This window comes from Psychroserpens jangbogonensis, from assembly GCF_000797465.1.
GTDB lineage: Bacteria > Bacteroidota > Bacteroidia > Flavobacteriales > Flavobacteriaceae > Psychroserpens > Psychroserpens jangbogonensis.
This window is the reverse complement of record NZ_JSWG01000010.1, coordinates 70,357-88,691: the sequence shown is the minus strand read 5'-3', so window position 1 is coordinate 88,691 and position 18,335 is coordinate 70,357. Positions and strand designations below refer to the sequence as shown.

14 protein-coding genes and 1 riboswitch are annotated in these 18,335 nt (G+C 29.8%); of the genes, 4 read left to right on the top strand and 10 right to left on the bottom strand.

Annotation, left to right across the window (positions count from 1 at the left end):
- Position 1 precedes the first annotated feature (1 nt).
- From RH81_RS16545 to RH81_RS11110, 7 genes are all read right to left on the bottom strand, one after another.
- The gene (locus tag RH81_RS16545; protein ID WP_052172534.1) at positions 2-2,332 is read right to left on the bottom strand and encodes a DUF262 domain-containing protein; all 2,331 of its coding nucleotides are present in this window, start codon (positions 2,330-2,332) and stop codon (positions 2-4) included.
- A gap of 4 nt (positions 2,333-2,336) precedes the next feature.
- Positions 2,337-4,172 carry a DUF262 domain-containing protein gene (locus tag RH81_RS11135; protein ID WP_033960405.1) on the bottom strand — a complete coding sequence of 612 codons (1,836 nt, stop codon included), beginning with the start codon at positions 4,170-4,172 and terminating at the stop codon, positions 2,337-2,339.
- 6 nt (positions 4,173-4,178) lie between these two features.
- On the bottom strand, positions 4,179-5,441 hold the full coding sequence (locus RH81_RS11130) for a restriction endonuclease subunit S (protein ID WP_052172533.1): 1,263 nt from the start codon (positions 5,439-5,441) through the stop codon (positions 4,179-4,181).
- Entirely contained in the window at positions 5,428-7,560 is a 2,133-nt protein-coding gene (locus RH81_RS11125) for a type I restriction-modification system subunit M (protein ID WP_033960404.1), read from the bottom strand. Before RH81_RS11125 ends, RH81_RS11130 begins: the two co-directional genes overlap by 14 nt.
- Before the next feature lie 3 nt (positions 7,561-7,563).
- Positions 7,564-8,760: a S1 domain-containing protein gene (locus RH81_RS11120; RefSeq protein ID WP_033960403.1), complete on the bottom strand. Its 1,197-nt coding sequence runs from the start codon at positions 8,758-8,760 to the stop codon at positions 7,564-7,566.
- A complete protein-coding gene (locus tag RH81_RS11115) occupies positions 8,753-11,362 on the bottom strand; it encodes an N-6 DNA methylase (protein ID WP_033960402.1) in 2,610 nt (869 codons plus the stop codon). Before RH81_RS11115 ends, RH81_RS11120 begins: the two co-directional genes overlap by 8 nt.
- A gap of 83 nt (positions 11,363-11,445) precedes the next feature.
- Complete coding sequence (locus RH81_RS11110; protein WP_033960401.1) at positions 11,446-12,447, bottom strand: helix-turn-helix transcriptional regulator; 1,002 nt, start codon at positions 12,445-12,447, stop codon at positions 11,446-11,448.
- A gap of 159 nt (positions 12,448-12,606) precedes the next feature.
- Here RH81_RS11110 and RH81_RS11105 point away from each other — a divergent pair, with 159 nt between their 5' ends.
- The 4 genes from RH81_RS11105 to RH81_RS11090 all read left to right on the top strand — a co-directional run bounded on the left by RH81_RS11105 (position 12,607) and on the right by RH81_RS11090 (position 15,394).
- Positions 12,607-12,999: a hypothetical protein gene (locus tag RH81_RS11105; protein WP_152604825.1), complete on the top strand. Its 393-nt coding sequence runs from the start codon at positions 12,607-12,609 to the stop codon at positions 12,997-12,999.
- 662 nt (positions 13,000-13,661) lie between these two features.
- Positions 13,662-14,006 carry a WG repeat-containing protein gene (locus tag RH81_RS11100; RefSeq protein ID WP_033960399.1) on the top strand — a complete coding sequence of 115 codons (345 nt, stop codon included), beginning with the start codon at positions 13,662-13,664 and terminating at the stop codon, positions 14,004-14,006.
- A gap of 404 nt (positions 14,007-14,410) precedes the next feature.
- Positions 14,411-14,504, top strand: a riboswitch (SAM-I-IV-variant riboswitch).
- Between the two features lie 49 nt (positions 14,505-14,553).
- Positions 14,554-14,922: a hypothetical protein gene (locus RH81_RS17025; protein ID WP_033960398.1), complete on the top strand. Its 369-nt coding sequence runs from the start codon at positions 14,554-14,556 to the stop codon at positions 14,920-14,922.
- Positions 14,909-15,394 (top strand): hypothetical protein, encoded by a 486-nt coding sequence (locus RH81_RS11090; RefSeq protein ID WP_033960397.1) that lies wholly within the window; start codon positions 14,909-14,911, stop codon positions 15,392-15,394. The genes RH81_RS17025 and RH81_RS11090 overlap by 14 nt, the downstream gene beginning before the upstream one ends.
- 402 nt (positions 15,395-15,796) lie before the next feature.
- Here the strand turns inward: RH81_RS11090 and RH81_RS17020 are convergent, their stop codons facing one another.
- The 3 genes from RH81_RS17020 to RH81_RS11080 form a co-directional block, all read right to left on the bottom strand.
- A complete protein-coding gene (locus RH81_RS17020; protein ID WP_161791986.1) occupies positions 15,797-15,952 on the bottom strand; it encodes a hypothetical protein in 156 nt (51 codons plus the stop codon).
- Positions 15,953-15,985: 33 nt separating this feature from the next.
- Positions 15,986-16,279, bottom strand: a complete 294-nt coding sequence (locus RH81_RS11085; protein ID WP_033960396.1) for a TM2 domain-containing protein — start codon at positions 16,277-16,279, stop codon at positions 15,986-15,988.
- Positions 16,280-17,326: 1,047 nt separating this feature from the next.
- Positions 17,327-18,328: a PorP/SprF family type IX secretion system membrane protein gene (locus RH81_RS11080; protein ID WP_052172532.1), complete on the bottom strand. Its 1,002-nt coding sequence runs from the start codon at positions 18,326-18,328 to the stop codon at positions 17,327-17,329.
- Positions 18,329-18,335: the final 7 nt, after the last annotated feature.

The following is an 18,335-nucleotide window of genomic DNA, read 5'->3' as shown; positions in this document are numbered from 1 at the left end:
TTTATTTTAATTCTAGAAATCTTTTACAAAAATCTACCACTACTTCAATTTTATCTTTTTGCTTTGATTCTTTTAATACATGATAATCATCAATAATTTGTAAATCAAATTCTTTTATTAAATCTACCGAATGTTTATGCTTATTTAAATTATAAATATCATACTGACCATAATTAACGTAAATTCTTATGTTTTTGGGTAACCTTAAAAAACTCAATTCCTCTGAGTATCTACCATAATAAATATCAACTTTATTAGATTTAATACCATCTTTAATTAATCTTTGTTTTATCGTTATTAAATAAGGATTTAAGTGATAGGACGCTAAAGGTTGTACACCTGAATTACCAAGACTATTTATATTAAACCCTTCTTTATCTCCCCATGTAAATAAATTAAACCTATCAAGATTAGATGACGTTATCTCATTATAATTTATGAAGTAATATTCCCAGTTTTTTGTTTTCGACTTGCAACCCTCAATCATTTCGTGCAATTTCTCTGCAACAGTTTCTTTTTTTGAATTTACGTAGTCTTCTAAAAATAAATTAAGAACATTATTCACATTCTCTTTTTCATCTACATCTATTGGTGCTAAAATTCGGTTCCAATTATCTTTTTCCCCAAAGTATTTAATTAATCCTAACCTAGAGTAATCATGAGTGGTCACGGAAAAATCTCCAAATGTTAAAAGTGCCCTTACTAACAGAGAATTTTTAATACTTTTAAAACTCCATATTTCATAAAAAGCATCTACATATTTATTAATATTATTAGATTCTAAATTGAAACTATCTGTTATTGCCTGTGTATGTCTGTGTTCTCCTAATTTGATGATATTTGTACACGATCTTGGATTATTATTGATGATTTCTATTTTGCTTTGTTCTGAAATTATAGTTTCCTGTACAAAACCACTAAATTCATTCTCAAAAAAGACGCTAAATACATTTTTGATTTTGTTTGTATTGATTAACCTCACAAATTCAAAAATAAACTTAGAATACTCGAAGAAATTAGGTAAACGAAGATTTGATATAATTTCAATTCTTTTAGAAGTATTAACCTGTCTAACTCTTAATAGTAAGTTTCTTAAAATACGCGTAAAGTCTTTTAATTTTGAATTGGGGAAATCTATTTCTGCTTCTATACAAAAGTGTAACACACCGAATAAAAGAACTCTTTGTTGCACATTAAAAGCACTATTAGTAAAAGCTTTAAAAAACAAATCGGTATTCTTTGCTTCAAATAATTTCACTTTATCTTCCACATACATATCTGCACTAAAAAGTGCATTAAAAAATGCTTCAATATTTTTAATTTTAGATAATAAGTCTAAAGCATTAAATAGAAAATCTACATTTGATTTTACAGAATAAACCTGTTTTAATGACTCAAAATTTCTATTAAAATTATCGCTATCATTATCTTTATAATGAAGCATTTCTCCTATGTAATAAAAGAAATTTAAAAAATTATCATCTAATCCTGATGTAACTTTATCTCTGTAACTCCAGAATAAATCTGTCCATTTACCATCTACATTAAAAGCAAAATACTGTTGATAGGATATGTTACTGTTTTCATAGTCTTTAGTCTCGTTACAATAATCTGTTCCTTTATCATTTAAAAGCTGTGAAAAAATAGCTTTAAAATTTTCGAAAGGAGATAATGGTTTTCCTCTAGAATTCATTTTTATATATAGCTCATCTGTTAGCTTAAACTCATCAGATTTAATGTCTATATAATCAAATGTAATAATATTGTTTTCGGTTAGTTTTTGCCAAACATCCTCACAACTTGATAATTTAGTATGTATTGTATCTAACATATTTAGCATTGCCATAATGGTTGGATCATTTTTCCAAGACGACATAAACCAAGGTGCATTAACAATCTCTTCCTGTACAGTACCTTTTACATCGTTTATGGTAATAGGATTATTAACTAATTTTTCACAAAATCTTTTGGAAGATATTCTTGTTTCGTACGTAAAATTTAAAAGAGCATTGCTAATGTCTTCATTTTTAAATTCTATATTCAATACCTCTACTTGGCATGCAAAATACCAATGCATAAGCCATAACGTAGTTAAGCGTTGTTGACCATCTAATGGAATAAAATCTACTTTATCTTGACCGCTTTTAGTAGTGTAACCATAAATGAAATCTAAATTTAAAACTTCATTATTTTGGTCTATTATTTCTTTAAGTTTATCAATAAAATCGTTTCTAACATCTTCTTCAGTATTTCTACCTTGCGCATAATCTCTTTGTATTAATGGTATTTTAATAATACTTTCTTGCAATAATTTAAATAGTGTATACGACATAGCCTTAATCTTTATTCATTACAAAATAGTTATACGTTTGTTCAATGCTTTTTAAATAACCTTTTCGATCTTGTTCTGTCCAATAAGCATTGTTTTGTGGATAATCTGTAAATGCTTTTAAGAACACATTTCTAGACGAAATAGGTATGTAAAAACCATTTAGTTCTCTCTTTTTAATTTTTTCCCTTTTTACATCAAATACAGAATTGTTTAACTGACTATTTGTATTTACATCTATTAAACATAAATTTTCTAGCAAATGTTTATTTTTATCTGTTGCTCCAGAGATCTTATTTATTATTTGATGTACTTCAGTATATATCTCATCAAACTGCTCTTGCTCTAAATTGTCATTTTTAACCGCTTTTGTTATTTTTTTTAGAATAGACTTAAATTGATCGTCTCCTAAATTACCTAATGATTGCAAATGGTCTTTCAACCACGTCTTTTGATGCTCTGGGTTTGAAATAGTGTCTGAATTTTGTGCATGAATATGCTCTAAACTCCACTTTTCATTCTTCTTTGTTTTTTTGTATAAGTTAAAAGGAAATTTTGCTTTTTCTTTTTCAGAGTGTAATGTTGTAATCACATTATGTAAAAACAATATCTTCGTAATTAAAGGTTTATCGTTACTTTTCTCCTCTTCATTTTCATAACTTAAATCCTTTAATTTTACAGCTTTTTCTTCACCAGTTTTATCTTTTCTTTTTTTAGTTATCTCGATAACTTTTTTTATCTCATTTTCTAGATAAATATCAAATTCGTTTTTAGGTAAGGTTTTAGATTTTGCTATTAAAGCATCTATAATACTTGTTCCTTTAAGCTCTATAAGAAAACCTATATAATGGTATAGTTTTCTGTTAGTGTACCATTCTTTGTAATACTCAAAGTATTCAATAACCATTTCCCATATATGCTTAACAGCATCTATTCTACATATGTTTTCATTAGTAATTAAATCATCTAAATAGGCAGAAAGAATTAAAAAAGTAGCGTGCTTAAAATTTTTAGATTCAAAATAAGACTTCTCTTTTAAAATTTTATTTGCTATGGCATCAAAAATGAACTCGATATGTGTAGGTTTTGTGTTTTCGTTATTATTTAAAAAATACCAAAAACCTTCCTCTTGTAAAGTGTATTCTATAGTATCCCATTCTGTAGCTATTTCAAATAGCTTCATTTTATTCAACTTTAAATCTTCTAAAGGATATTTATCACTTTGTAGTAATAATGCTTTTATTAGTTCGGCATCTGTTAATGGTATTTTACCCACATTTAACCTAATAAAAACATCTATAGGATTGGTTGTTAATGGCACTTGGTACCAAATAAAACGTATATTTTTATTACCAACACCATTGGTATCTAACAAAACAGGAATCATTTTGCTTTTTGCTCCTGGTTGATTGTTAAACCAATCTTTTATGTAACTATAGCTTTTAGAGATGTGTTGAAAATCTATATTAGAATCATCTATACTGGTTGTAAATTCTTTGTCTTCTAAAAACTTTTCACTTTTAGGTCTTGTTTCGTAGTTTAGTGTAAATAGTTTTTGGTTATAACCATCTTCAATTCTTCTCTCTTCCAGAAAAACAAGTATTAAGTATAAAGTAGTTAAACGTTGTTGACCATCTAACACATTGTATTTATTGTCTTCAATTTCTTGCACAACAATAGGTTGTAAACAATAAAACTCTCCATTACTTGCGGTTTTTGTGAAATCCCAAATGTCGTTTAGTAATTCTGTTACTTCTTGTTTTTCCCAACGATACCCTCTTTGGTAATGTGGTATAATAAAATGCTTATTGAATAAATCTATAAAAGGTAAAGTATTACTCATTTGTTTTTAATATTTGGTTTCTGGCTCCGCAGCCATATTCATTTCCTCTATCTCCAAATCTTCTACAGATAGTTTACCACTTATTAAACGTGGTAATAATAAATCTCTGGTGTCTTGAAGGATTTGGTTTTTATTTTTCAATAATTCTATTTCATTAATCATTGGTTTAACTATATCCCCAAACTGCTCATCTATACCTTGTCTTGGAACGACAACTTTCTTTGTGGAAAATTCAGGCCAATGTCCTTTGTAATCATTAAAAACAATTAAATCTTTAGTTGCATAATGCAACCAAAAAATATCTCTGTCATATTCTTCATTTGATTTGAATGGAAGTATATTTTGAATTGCAGAAAAATTAAATTGAATTAAATTTTGATAACAAGTATGATTTGCAAAAACAATAATTGGATCATCCATTGAAGCCAATACACCAGGCTCATCATTGTGATAGCCAATTAAACCACTTTGCCCTTGATCTAGAATTGGAACATTTCCTTTTTCTAAAGCTGTCTTATTATCATATTTTTCACCAGCATTATATCTTTTCACTATATCTCTTACTAATTTCCTCTCCCAGCCCTCAGGAATTGCACCTTTAGTTCCATGCGCTACTGCATTACCATCTTTATCTAAAAATTTGGTGTTTTGATAATTTGGAAAACGAAAACGTACAAACCACTCTTTGTAGATGTCGCCTGCCATGTCTTCTAAAAGCGTAATGCGTTGGTTGTTGTTTTCTATTAAATCATCATAAGCGGAAAGGATTGATGCTATTTTTTTTTGGGTTGGGTGCTCTGGATAATTAATAGGAATACTTCTTAGAATAGTAGTATTCAAATTCATCATTGTTGCTCCAATTGCCTGATTTTCTAACCATTTTACAATTGAAGTTTGTTTTAAGTAATAAAACAGAAACAAAGGATTAATAATTTCTCCACTTCCTCTAAGCCTAATACAACCTGTTCCACAAAAAGAACCAGAAGTTTCTTCATCTATCAGAATACGTTTATTTATTTCACCTCTTCTTGGAAAAATAATATCATTTAAAATAACTAAATGTTGTTTTAGTCTATTTGCATCAATTTCAGAAATTCTAGCAATTGAAGATAAATCTAATTTATCTTCTTTAATATCTTTTGGCATTATGACTGGAATTCCATAATCTTTATAATCAGATTCGTGTAGTTGAGAGCCAAATGGTCCTGTTTGGACCTTACCTCCTTCTTCATCATATATAGCTCCAAGTGTTTTTTTATCCCAATTCATTAATTAAATTATTTAAGTTTAATTCAATTAACTCTTCTAAATCAAAAGATTTCTTATTTAAAGTGTTTAATTCATCATTTTGTTTTGAAATAATATTTTTAAATTCTTCTTCTGAAATATCATCACCTTCAATCTCAACACCTACATAACGTCCAGCATTCAAAGAATAGTCTTGCTCTTCAACATAGTCCGTTTTATCAGCCATTTTACATAAACCTACTACATCTTCATATTTGGCTTCTGGGAAACGAGTTTGTAACCAGTTTATATTAGAGCCCCAATAAGCAGCTTGTTCTGTAACTTCCACGTAGTTTTGTAATGCTTCTTCGAGGTTTTTATCTGCTTTTACCAAGTTTTGGTTGCTCCAAATTTTATCAGAACTTAACTTTAGATTTTTATCTGCTATTTTGTACAGTTCTAAAAGTTTGTTGGCATCTTGTTTTAAAGCAATAGCATCTAGTTTGTTTTGTGTTACACTCCAATTTAAATGAGTTGCAACTTCTAGTTGCGCTTCATTTTCTAAAGGTGTGTTTTCAATTGCGTGTGCCAAATTGTTTAATACAAGCTCATTCGTTTCTGGTTTTGTTTTGGTAAAACCTTCTACCATATTAAAAAAATCGGTTTCTTTTAAAGTCTTTGTTTTAGCAGGTGTACGTTTAACGTCCTTAGTTTCTTTTATATAAGTTCTTAAACTTTTAATGGTAGTTTCTAGTTGTAGTTCTAATGCTTCTTTTGCAGGCGTAACATTCGTTTCAGCTTCGTTGACTTTTTTTATGTAGGTATCAATCAATTCTAAATAACGGTTGGTTTCTCCACGATATAAACGTACAATAGTCGCCAAGTTTTGTTGTTGCTCTGTTGTCCACTCTCTATGCGCTCTGTCTATTTGGTTATAGACATTACGTGCATCTAAAAACAAAATTTTGTCTTTACGATTGGTGTTTACCTTTTGTTTATCAAAAAACCATAAAGTTGCAGGTAAGGTTACGGTTAAAAACATATTGGTTGGCATGCTTACCATACAATCTACAATACCAGAGTCTACAATGTTTTTACGCATGTCGTATTCAGCATGACGTGCGTCAGATGCCGAATTAGCCATAACGAATCCTGCGCGACCATTATTATTTAATGACGTTGCAAACAGTGAAATCCATAAGTAATTGGCATCACTTATTTTATCGTCTTTTTTACCCTTATTTTTTGGTAAACCATACTCATAAAATCGCTTATCACCTTTAACAGTACTCTCTTTAACAGATTTTACATTAAATGGCGGATTTGCCATGACGTAATCGAACTTCCCATAGCCATCATAAGGATCACTATCATAAGAATTGGCTTCGGTAATTTCGCCACGTAAATTATGTACGAGTAAGTTCATTTTTGCCAAACGCACGGTTTCTCCCATGTATTCTTGTCCGTAGACGTAAATATCATTTAGGTCGTGACCTTGATGTGCAATAAAATCTGCCGATTGTACAAACATACCACCAGAACCACAAGCAGGATCGTAAATTTTCCCTTTGTATGGTTCTATCACTTCTACAATAAAACGCACTACAGAGGTTGGCGTAAAGAACTCACCTCCTTTTTGTCCTTCGCTCATGGCGAATTTACCTAAGAAGTATTCATAGATTTTACCAAAGATATCTCCAGAAGCATCCTTAGGAATGTCTGAAAAGCTTTTTAAAAGTTCGGGTAGAATATCATCCTTTTTCTTTTCTATATCAAAATAGGCTTCGGTAGGCAATACATCTTGAAACTTGGCGTCTTGGTATTTCTCAATGCCTTTCATGGCATCACGCAACGCTTCAGCACGTTTATTACCTGCTAATTTTAATAAGTAATCGTATCTCGCATTATCTGGAAGATAGAAACCACATTTTGATAAGGCAACTTGCTGGATGGTTCGTTCCATTCTCGTACCCTTTTCTTTGTTGTAGGTTTCTAAAATTACCGACTCGTGTTGGCTATATTTATTTTCAGCAAACTTTAAGAAGATTAAGCCCAAAACGGGTACTGCATAATCTGATGCTTTTAATCCACCATGTGCACGCATAGCGTTTGCAGATGCCCAGAGTTTATCTTCTAGTTCTTTAAGTTGTTGGTTTGTCATTTATTATTCTATGAGTTTTTTAACTCTTTTTTTTAGTTCGTTTGTTCTATTGTCCGCGTATTCTTCAATTTCACATCTAATAACATCTGTTTCTTTTAGATGACTGTTTGTTACTATATGTGGTGGAATAAATACATTATCCGTTCCATCCTCAGGTTTTAAAAAAGCAAAACCTTTGTATGTATTTAGATTAATGACTTCTCCTTTTTTGATATTACTTATTGTCGTCTGTGCTTTGTTTTCAATTTTGGTCCAGTTTTCTAGTTTTGGATTGCTATCAATATGAATTTTAAACCAAACGACAACATCTAATAATTGATACAAAACACTCTGAATTAAATACGAGGTATTTAACATCTTTACATGTTGATCTATCGTTGATCTGTGTGATCCATTTTGCGTTATATTTAAAATATTCCACAACATTGCAGAAATTTGTTCTGGCAGATGTGTTTGCTCTTGATGTTGATACCCTTTTTCGGTGAACAATTCACCTTTATGGTTTTTACCCGATAAGAACTTACTACTTTCATTAATCGCTACTGACGGTGTAATAAATTCATTTGGTAATAATTGAAACTTGTTGAATGCAATAAAAACATCTTCAACAATTTTTCTTAACGTATTAAATTGATTTTCTGTACTAGAATTATCAATATTCAATAATAGATTTAATAAATCTCTTTTTGCATTTTCGCCAATGTATTTCTCGGTGCATACGTCGAAAACTCTTTGGTACTTGTTTTTTATTAATGTACTATCAATATTATTGGCCTCAAAAATCAAATCGTTGCATAACTTCTCAAAATCAGCAATATTATTTTTGTCATAGACTTTTCCATCCGCAAAATCGCGGTCTTTTAAGACCTCTATTAAAGTCATTTCATCTTTGATAAAGCCTGGTTGACCAGAATAAATAAACCATGGAATTACAATACCTTTTGATTTTAGATCACGTAACACATTAGCTACCTCTCCAAATGCTGTTGCAATTGGATCTCCTTTTTGATTTGGGTCGTTATAAAATAATCCATCTACAATTACTGCATCATAATCAGCATAGTTATTTTTCAATTCTATTAATCCATCTTCTGCGTTAGTATATCCAACTAATTGAATACCTTTTTGAAAAGCCGTATCAATATCTACATCATACTCTTCAAATTTATCGTCAAACCATAATACTGTATACTTATTCATAGTATTCTAATTTAGTTTTAGTAGGTGAAATTTGGAACTCAAATATTATTTCATAAATATCTTCGCCTTCAAAGGTCGTCAGCAATTCCTGGTCATATAAATCTATTGAACCTTCAAATTTCGCCATAACTTCATTGATAAACCAACCACCATAACCATTTCCTCTATTTTCACCAGAAGTACCTCCATTCCTTTTATAGTTTTCGATAGTAAAATTTGATGGTAATAATGATCCCGTATTACCAACTTGAAAGTAAAAGCCTTGAGTATCTCTATCCACACTGGCATTCCAAAGAATATCAATAAAAAATTCATTATTGGGGAATACTGAATTTTTAAATCCATGGTTTTCGGCATTTTCAACCAAATTATCAAACATTTTTCTCAATAAACTTCGATCGCCTTCAACAAGTATCCGCTTAACATTAGCAGCTTCCAATTCTTCTTTTACAATTTCTACACCACGTAATGATACTTTATACCTCCCATCCACTTTTTCCTGTAATTCAATAACATAATTGCGTATGAATTTCAAAATATCAATAGCTTCAGTATTACTATCAATAATATCTGCTTCTTTACCAACTTTGTTTACAGAGTTTGACATACTCTCTAAATCACGTTTGATAATATCAATATATTTCCCAAAAGTTAGTTTTGAATCAGGATTCACTTTTAGCTCCATGAGTCCCTGATTATCTGTTAATAAATTCCCTTCAATAATATTCAACATGGAATTAAAAGATTTACGCACACTGCCAAGAGGTCCAGCAATGTGATGTCTTAGGTATACATTTTCTTCGGCTTTATCGAGTTCCAACTCTTTTATCTTATCCGTAACCTTTGCGTCTTCTTTACTCAAAAGGGCAGATAGTCTTTTTAAAACGATTTCCTTTTGCTTATCGATCGCTGGTAATTTGATTTTTAAATTATTAAGGTCATCCTTGGATATGAACGGAATAGCTGCTCCTTTTATATATTTACTGACTTGATTTATAACATAATCTTGTCTTAATTCTTGCAATAAATACTCTACATATACCCTTTTCTCATCCACCTTAAAAACTGCAATATTACCAGGTACATAAAAAATATTATCTGAGCTTGTTGTATAAAAAGTCGGTTTTAAAGCACTAAACCTAGTAGCTAAGATTAGGCAATTATCTGGTAAAATTGAAGTGTTTCTTGGTAATTCCACTACTTCAGTATCGTCAAAAGATGTTTGAAGCTGTTTTATATCATTTGATAAGTTACCAATCTTAATTAATCTACCTTCAACTGAGTTATTATTTCTTAATCGAGGAACGGATTTAATAATTTGTTTTAGTACTACAACTTCTTCATTATCTAGTAAATCAGTTTCAGTTCCTATTGGTATATATCTATGTGGAATTAAATTAAAATCATTCTCTTTAATTTCCTTTACGTCGCTAAACTGCACTTTATCTGCGTCTTCATTTGCACCAACAAGTTGAAGGGTCTTTTCTAGGTCAATTTTGTTAAGCCTTTTGCTAACTGCCACAAAACATTCAGTCGCATCAACAAATTTAGTTTGTTGACTTAACTCTTTGTTTTTATTTAAGACAATTAAGTACAAAGGGATTGATGTGTTAAATAAAATTTTAGCAGGCAAGGCAACAACCATTTCGACAAGATCTGATTCAATCAGTTTTTCTCTTAACGATTTTTCGGTTTTATTGCCACTAAAAAGAAAACCTCCTGCTACTGCAAAAATTGCCTTTCCGTCTTTAGTTAATAGATCTATTGACTTCTCGATAATATAGGGCTCAGAAAACTTCTGTTTAGTTGGTGAATATTGTGATTGTTCACGACTTAACCTGGCTCTTAATGGTGGGTTTGATATTATAAAATCAAATCTAGAATCTTTTACAACTTCTGAATTGTATTCAATAGGATTAGAGTTTTCTAATTTACAGTTCCCATCTAGACCGTAGGCCAATAATCTTAAATGAGCTAATGCATTCGTTTTAACTTGTGCTTCCTGGCCATAAAAAGAACCATTTTCGGGATTTAATAAAGCAAATGAACCATATCCAGAGAAAGGGTTATAAGTTGTTAACTTATCATTATTAGGACGGAATGAATTCATTAAATGAACAAGTTCTTTGGGGGGAATAAAAGCATTACGTCCCTCCATTTCAATAAACTTCATAAAAAATCCATCGAATATTTCTCCAAACTTATTTTCAGAACTATAAAAATCATAATCAGATAAAAATTGGATTATATTAAATAAAGCATAATTATATTCTCGATTGGATTTAATGTTAAAATCAAATGCAGTGAAAACATTCATGAATTTGGGATTTTCCCTACCCATTTGATAAAATGCCTTATTTAGAACATCACCAGTATTATGTTGGGCATTATTTCTAATAAAGTCCCAATTAGCAGTTTCAGGAATCATCATTTGAAATCCTCCTGAATCGATGCTATTATATCTATCATTCGCATATTTAAAATATAAAAGTAGAAGAAAAAACTGCTTATATTCAGATACATCGATATAGCCTTTAATATTATCTAGTTCATTCCAAAACTTTTTGTTGAAATTGATTAAATCAGACTTCTCTATTTGCATACTACAATAAATTAAAAATTAAAAATTCTTTTCGATTTGTTATAGTACAAAAGTGTTTCATATGTGTGCAGTATACTTGCATATTAATAAATCTCTTTCATTTTTTTTATTTTATCATTGATTTCAGTCCTGACTTCTTGAGGTGAAACCACTTCAACATCATCACCAAAAGACAAAATTAATTGATATAATTCTCGATTTGGTATTACCTCAATACGAATAGTTAAACCAAATTCGCTTTCTTTATCAAGTTTTTGAGTTTGGTGTAATGGTTTCGTTAAAACATAGTTTAGTCGCTGCTCAGAAAATTTAAGTTTCACAACTTGAATCTCAGCATCTTCAGGTTTGGTTACCCCAATGACATCATCAAAATAATCCATCCAATTGATCTCTGAAGGTTTAAAGTCATCAGCTAATTCTGTTATAGATTCTATTCTGTCCAATGGATAATTAGAAATAGATTTGAATTCCTCATTAAAGCAGAACAAAAACCAGCGGTTATTATATTGTTTTAAATAATACGGACAAATAATAACTTCTAATTGAGGTTTCCCGTAAGGCTCGTAAATTAATCTGGTTTTTTTTCTTTTGAGGATAAGATTAAATAAAGTCCCTATATATTCGCGACCTTTAAGATCTATATTTTCTTGATAGCCTATGGCTCCATTATCACCAGAAGCGACCAAATCAAATGCCTGTTCCATGCGCGGAATTAGCTCTTCTAACCAATTAAATTCTTCACGGTGTTTATATCTTGATAGTATAGCTAATGTAGTTTCAAGTTGTTCTGAATCATTAACATTTAATGGGTGATTTGCGATTGAAAAGCTTTTGTCTTTGTATCTAAAAAGACGCTTTTTTCCATCTTTTAAATCTTTATCCAACACAATGCTATAACCTCCATTGGATTTCATATGAGCAATATCGTATTGCAATTGCCTTAATTGTATCCCTTCAGTACCAAAATCATATAAGACATTGTTCACTTCGCTTAACAAATCACTATATACATAATTTCTATTGAAATTGCTAAAGCATTTATCAAGAATTGTATAACGAATTTGGGCATGCTTATTTGTTGCCATGAAATTTAATTGGTTGATTTAAGCGAATAATTCTATCGAGACTTAAAAATAGTAAAATTGAATGATACTAAACATGATTTAAGTCAGGAATCTATTACTTTTTTTGACATGCAGATATAATGCATGTTAGGAATTGATATTTGCTTAAAATATAACAAGATGAAACAAAATTCATTTCTTAGTATTAGGAATCTACAGCAATATGAAGAGTTAGATAAGATTAATTCTATTTGGTATGCAATAATGAAAATGGAACCAGCACTGCTTAATCTTTTACTTGAAGACGATATTGATTATGAGGATATTGGTAAACAAGAATTTATTGAGAAATTAAGGTATAGATTTAATAATTATAAAACTATGGGCGACAGTGAGCTAATTTTAGATCTCGATTATTGTAAAGGGTGTAATTGTAATAGACCTGTAGCAAAATTTATTGGAAACAACTCTGGAAAACATTTTGCACTCTACTTTGATATCGAAAATGAAGAGGTAATCGATATTTATCATTGTAATTGGTATGGTGATTTTGATTTTCTAGACATCTTCTAATAGATCATACCAGTTATCAATTCGAATCTCTAGCCTTTTAATTTCTTTATCCGCTAGCGATGTAGAGTGCGCAATAGAAACCTTAGAGAGGATTTGAACCTATTTGGATACATAAAGTTCCTACCTCCTATTCTTACGTATCTCAAAAGAAATAGTGCAAGTACAGCACAAAAAATATCGAAAGGTAAATTTCGACTAAAAACTGGAAGTTAATTGTTAGACAGAACTAATAACATCACCTTTAATTACATTAAAAAAATATAATTTCAAATCACTTTGTTCAAGCGTCGAACTAAAAACCTAATTGAGTATAACAAAAATTATTTTGCACTCGCTTTATAATCAAAATATCTTTTAGGTTTAACTAAAGAGAAACTTAAAAAAAATTGTTTTCAACTATTAATGGGTCCGTTAATTATTATATTAATCATTGTAGGAATTAGTCTATTAATTAACTTTTTAATTTAAACGAATTTTCACCTATTTATTTATCTGATTTCCTGTCTGACTAATTAGTATAACTAATTATTATAGTTAGTATAACTAGTTAGTATAACTAGTTAGCATCAATTAATTTACCTAATAGAATAACAAGCATTGTAAAATTAAAAAATTCCCTAGAATTAAATATAGTCCAAAATGACAACAGAAAATATGGTTATATGGATAGAGAAGGAAAACTCTTAATACATTATAGATATGATGGGGCTTACGACTTTATAGAAGGACTTGCTATGGTGTTTACATTAGGAACGGGCACTGATTATTATGGTTTTATAGATGAAATTGGCAATGAAATAGTACCAATAAAATATGAATATGCTGAAATTTTTTCAGAAGGATTAGCTGTTGTTAGACTAAATAATAGCTTCGGATTCATTGATAAAACTGGAAATATTATAATTGACATCAAATTTGATAGTGCTGATTCTTTTGTAAATGGACTAGCAAAAGTACGTCTTGGAAATCTAAATTTTCACATTGATACAAATGGGAATGAGCAATAAACTACTACCAACACGCAATATAAAAAATTGGGAAGATAGTGCTAAATATGAACATTTTAACATTAAAAAAACAGTGTCGTAAATTGAAAGTTTGGTGTTTCAAAATACCCAACATTTTCATATTGCCACCGTTGTGGGTAATTGCCTGCGGCACATAGAAACCGCGTTTTGCAAACGCTCCTTTTCTACTAATTACCACAATGCCCTCTGTTGATTGTAACTCGAGTAACTCCCCTTCATTTCTGGTGTGTAGTTGCGGATAAAAAGCATCCTTTAAACCATAATGGTTTTTATAGAGATTATAATGACCTCTTACATTGCAAGTATTTAATAAATGTTAATTTTGAAAGGATGTGTTTTACCATTTAATTATCTTTAAAATTAATCAAAATTTCCTATATTTGTAACAGTATCAGGAACGCAATTTTGCGTACCAACCGAGCACAAAAGCTACGGTGGTTTAGAATACGGACAAACCAGTCAAAATAAATGATTACCACACTGTTTATATTATTATCCTGATGCATAACCTTTAAAACAATGCATTATGAAAACTGTATTTATTAATTTACAAAAGGATGAAATTAAATCCTCTCAGGAAATACCCATTAATTGTATCATCAAGATAGATTCTTCATTTGTGGACATGGGTCAGTATCTTAACAAAAACGAATTGGGTGCTTTAATTCTATTTGAACACCATCAAATAATTACCACACTAAATTTAACTGAGGTAACTCCTTATGTTCTTTTATTCTTTGATGCTAACCTAATTTTTAAAGGGGCATCGTATAGTTTAAAAAGTGGTATTGGACGTTTTACCCTTGAAACGCAGTATAAGACTATTCTTTTTCTAAGACTACCTCATAACTTGAAATTGAACACCATAATTAATTTAAGCCATGACTCATATTGAATTTACTTTTGATACTATTTTATTAAAAGGGGTCATTCTAGAGAGAAAAGCTTTTTTTATTAAAGTTCAGTTACTAAGCCCTTTCGAAGCTTGGGATAACTATTATATGATTTCAGGACGGTGCAGAGGAACTCCTAACCATTTTCTCACTGAATACGGGGATAAATCCGCGAGGGACTTATTGATTATAAGTTACCTAAAATTTAAAGAAATTCAGGAAAGTTTTGATAGGCTTTGTAATTTTTATAGCATCTTACAAATGGAATTAAAAGCACTAAATAAGATTTCTGATATTGAAATAAAGACTAAAATTAAAAGTAAATTTGAGAATTGGTTTTTTGATAAAGTATTCATTTCGGGGGCATCAGGAATTGTAGTAACCTATCACGACAGAAATTATATTTTAGAAATCTTCGAAAATCATTTAAATCAAGAAGCACATAAGAAAAAATGGAACCGTTATCGGAAATAAAAAAAGCAAATCGGATACAGAAAGTGATTGTTTAGTGTTATTAACTCTTTAAAAGAAAAAGGCACAAATATGAGACAAATAATATCAAGATTATTACAAGTAAAACAAAATACCACATTAGATTATAAAAAGAATCTTAATAGACACAAAACAATTTAATATTGATATACAATCAAAAAGTACTAGTCTCATTAATTAGAGTGAACAGAAAAGATGTTGAATCTTTTAATTAAAATTAAAAACAATTTGGATCAATTATCAATTGAATTTTATTATTAAATATATTTATCTAATCGATGACTAGTCTTAAAACTTTTTGATTTTGTTATTGAGTTGTATTCAGGATTGTAAACACCTCAACAAAGAACATATCTATTGCATAACAGTTACAATGCTCTGTTTTTAATAATAAGGAAATAAATAAGTCCCGTCTTTATAAGATGTAAGGGTTCTTACTTTAGGTGTATAAGTTTTTAAAGCATAGTAGTCACAATTATCATCAGAAAAAGCCATTTGATATAGTCTTAAAAAATGACTTTTTAGTTCGGTTGTAATCATAATATTAATGAATTAATTATATTTTAAATCAGCTTAATTATTTTTAGACGCAGCTACCATTGCCATATTCCTAGAATGCATTTCTTCTTTTTCATTCTTTTCGATTTCGGCAATTTGACTGCTAATAATCATATTGTGATTACTAACTTTAGTTGGAATATGGAATAAATCAATGATACACCAAATACCCAGTCCTCCTAGTGTAAACCAATACAGAAATTGCAATCCCCATTTCTCTAAATATGCATAATGACAGCCTAAAAAGAACCAGCACAAATATGCTGTTCCAGAAGATTTCATTTTTGATAGTAAATAATGTTTATTCATAATTTATTAATTTTTACATTCCTTTTTTTTGAAAAAAATTTATAGTTTAACTTTTCAAACATAAAGCCATTAAAACATAAAACCTTACGGTATTCCGTAACGAAATAAGAGGCAGTCATTTCTGAGCACCTCTTATTTTTTAGTTAACTATTTCTTAGTTTTTATTTTTAATACTAGAAATCTAAATCTATTTTTAAGTCACTGCTTATGAGAAACCATAACTCTGAAAAAAGGCACGCATAAATACGTGCCTTTTAGAATAGCCTAAAAATTCAGACTACAAATTGATTAATAGCCTTTAAATATAAAGACAAGAGTCCAATAAATTTTACGGAAAACCTTAAATCCCAATAAAAAGGACCTAGTTAAGAGTTTAAATATGATTTTTTTACCGCTTTCTACAGAGATTTACATTATATCAATTACATCTAGAAAGAAAGGTTAATGAAAACCCATATACCCCTTTTGAATTAAAATCTCTAACGAATCATTTTTGCTGTCTACTTTAAACTATTTGTGTTTGAAAATTGGCTCAATAAATTGGAACATTTTATATATAAGCACGTTAGCAAAAAACACTAATATAAATCAAACCAAATAAGCAAGGAGATAATAGCCATATAAGAGCTAATTCAATAATCTTTAGTGATTTGCTGTGTCCGTTCAAAATAGTTTCTTTATGTTAATTATTGTATTACAACAGTGCTATTCACATTATTTGGAAAAGCCATAATAAACGTTTTTCAGAATTATATTTTTCATTTTGAAATACATTTTATTATTGATTAATTGTTAAACAAATCTAAATCTTCCTAATAGATTTGCCTTGCGGAAAACCGAAGGCCCAAGTAAAAAATAGAGATATTCTACAAAGAATACCTCTATTCAGTGGTAATCATTTTGCCCAACAATAAGTTCCTTATACTTCCCTAAAACGCAATGATTAGTCAAATATACTTTTATCATCTATTGGTAGAGTAAGGTTTTCCGTAAGGTGCTGATTGTTTTTTTAATTAAGAGCCTAGAAGAAAATTTAATTATTATTGTTTATCGTTTTCTACTGCGATCTGTATTACATCTGCGACATCTGGAAAGATAGGTTAAGGAAAACTCATAAACCCCTCTTGTATTTCCTATTTGGGAAGTATTCATGTCATATGATAAACCGAATCTAAATTCGGTGTATTCTAAACCAATAAATGCATTTACAGATGTTAATAAATGACTGTTATCGTCATTTCGAGATGGATTAGTAGCTGCTGTAAGACCAACAAGAAATTGATTAAGTTGAAATAGTGACCCTATATCTAATCGATTATACTGGCCTTGTTGCATATAATTAGCTGTCATCATAATACTATAATCATTCATAAATGGAAAACGATAATTTCCATGTATCGAATAGAATATATTTAACGGTACTTTCTCTCCTTCTACAAAAGAAACATTAGGCCGATTAAGGTGTTTTACAGATGCGCCAAACCAATAGGTTATACCATTAAACTCTTCTTTTTCAAAAACAATACCAGTTGAAAAATCCATGAAGTACCGATTTCTCGTATTATTACTTAAAGGATCTACAGAAACTGCATTAATCACACCAGTATTAATATTTATTTGATCTGCTAAGGTAAGATTACCAAACTGATTACTTTTACTCCCAACACCAACTTCAATACCAGGTCTAAAAAACCAACCACCATCTAAATTAATACGATGGGCATAATTAGCATTTATCTGAATATAATTGTAATTATTGAACGTTTCATGCTGCCAAACTGCATTAAGACCGACGCCAAAGCCAAGACTTGGTCCATAATCAAAAGATTTATTTACAAATGCATATTGAGTTGTTAAATTTAAATCTAAACTTGGCCACTGTAAGCGGCTTAAAACACCAGCATAAATTCTTTCGTTATCCTCAAAGCCAGAAAATCCTGGGTTCAAAGTTTCCTGGACATAATTGGATTGTGAAAAAATAGGATCTTGCGCTTTTGCACTATATACCGTTACAAAGAATATTATAGGGAGTATGATTTTAAATTTCATTCTAGTA

What these genes read in the sequence shown, in the direction of transcription:
- RH81_RS11120 (WP_033960403.1), bottom strand. Translation starts at nt 8,760, where the DNA reads ATGAATAAGTATACAGTATTATGGTTTGACGATAAATTTGAAGAGTAT.
- RH81_RS11110 (WP_033960401.1), bottom strand. Translation starts at nt 12,447, where the DNA reads ATGGCAACAAATAAGCATGCCCAAATTCGTTATACAATTCTTGATAAA.
- RH81_RS11090 (WP_033960397.1), top strand. Translation starts at nt 14,909, where the DNA reads ATGACTCATATTGAATTTACTTTTGATACTATTTTATTAAAAGGGGTC.
- RH81_RS11115 (WP_033960402.1), bottom strand. Translation starts at nt 11,362, where the DNA reads ATGCAAATAGAGAAGTCTGATTTAATCAATTTCAACAAAAAGTTTTGG.
- RH81_RS17020 (WP_161791986.1), bottom strand. Translation starts at nt 15,952, where the DNA reads ATGATTACAACCGAACTAAAAAGTCATTTTTTAAGACTATATCAAATG.
- RH81_RS11100 (WP_033960399.1), top strand. Translation starts at nt 13,662, where the DNA reads ATGGATAGAGAAGGAAAACTCTTAATACATTATAGATATGATGGGGCT.
- RH81_RS11130 (WP_052172533.1), bottom strand. Translation starts at nt 5,441, where the DNA reads ATGAATTGGGATAAAAAAACACTTGGAGCTATATATGATGAAGAAGGA.
- RH81_RS16545 (WP_052172534.1), bottom strand. Translation starts at nt 2,332, where the DNA reads ATGTCGTATACACTATTTAAATTATTGCAAGAAAGTATTATTAAAATA.
- RH81_RS11135 (WP_033960405.1), bottom strand. Translation starts at nt 4,172, where the DNA reads ATGAGTAATACTTTACCTTTTATAGATTTATTCAATAAGCATTTTATT.
- RH81_RS11080 (WP_052172532.1), bottom strand. Translation starts at nt 18,328, where the DNA reads ATGAAATTTAAAATCATACTCCCTATAATATTCTTTGTAACGGTATAT.
- RH81_RS11085 (WP_033960396.1), bottom strand. Translation starts at nt 16,279, where the DNA reads ATGAATAAACATTATTTACTATCAAAAATGAAATCTTCTGGAACAGCA.
- RH81_RS17025 (WP_033960398.1), top strand. Translation starts at nt 14,554, where the DNA reads ATGAAAACTGTATTTATTAATTTACAAAAGGATGAAATTAAATCCTCT.
- RH81_RS11105 (WP_152604825.1), top strand. Translation starts at nt 12,607, where the DNA reads ATGAAACAAAATTCATTTCTTAGTATTAGGAATCTACAGCAATATGAA.
- RH81_RS11125 (WP_033960404.1), bottom strand. Translation starts at nt 7,560, where the DNA reads ATGACAAACCAACAACTTAAAGAACTAGAAGATAAACTCTGGGCATCT.